Source organism: Gordonia desulfuricans NBRC 100010 (assembly GCF_001485495.1).
Classification (GTDB): domain Bacteria; phylum Actinomycetota; class Actinomycetes; order Mycobacteriales; family Mycobacteriaceae; genus Gordonia; species Gordonia desulfuricans.
Map to the genome: position 1 here is coordinate 1 of NZ_BCNF01000237.1, position 717 is coordinate 717.

General features: G+C 62.9%; 1 protein-coding gene and 1 pseudogene. Both read right to left on the reverse strand.

Annotation, left to right across the window (positions count from 1 at the left end; all coding sequences use genetic code 11):
* A pseudogene (locus GD1_RS25305) lies at positions 1 to 226 on the reverse strand (hypothetical protein); the annotation flags it as partial.
* A 20-nt stretch (positions 227 to 246) separates the two neighbouring features.
* Positions 247 to 651: an IS110 family transposase gene (locus GD1_RS24055; protein ID WP_059040043.1), complete on the reverse strand. Its 405-nt coding sequence runs from the start codon at positions 649 to 651 to the stop codon at positions 247 to 249.
* Positions 652 to 717: the final 66 nt, after the last annotated feature.

Genomic DNA, 717 nt, shown 5'->3' on the forward strand with positions numbered 1-717 from the left:
ACATCCCTGGAAGGAACTTGTCAAGCAGCCGGCTGTGTTTGGGCCTGTGACCAGGCAATCGAGGGGTTGTAAAGCTCGTGTCGGGCGAGGCACCCATGAAGGATTCCGATAAGCTTGTTCGCGAGTTGCCGAAGCGCAGCATATAGCAGATGTTGGCGTTCGACGCCCCCATCCACTCACCGAGCCAGGGCGCCGAACCGAGCGAGAACAGCGCCGACCCGATCATGAAGCCCCAGCACTGCTTGGTCAGCGTCGGGGCGAGGAGCAGCACCTTCCATCGGGGAGTCGGAACTGGAGACGACGGGTACGCACCATATCGGCCAATGCCCGAGCATCGGACTTGTCACTTTTGGCACCCGAGCTCGACACGCTCTCCCGATGACGCTTGGCCTGTTTCGGGTCCACCCCGAACACGCGGTACCCCGCGGCCTGCAGTGCCTGCACCCATGGACCATGGTCGATCTCGATACACACCAACACCTCGCATGGGTCACCGTCGTCGTCGGGCATACACCCGGCAACGGTCTCGGTGAACGCGGTGATCCCGTCGACTCCTTCGGGTACCCGTACCTGCTTGAGGACACGTCCCTCGGGGTCGAGGACCGCCAGGTCGTGGTGATCTTCGGCCCAGTCATCTCCGACGAACAGCATTCGCGATTCCTCCTTTCCCGGTTGTTTCCCCAACACGGCGTGTCAGGGCGGCAGCCGGGCCGGTGG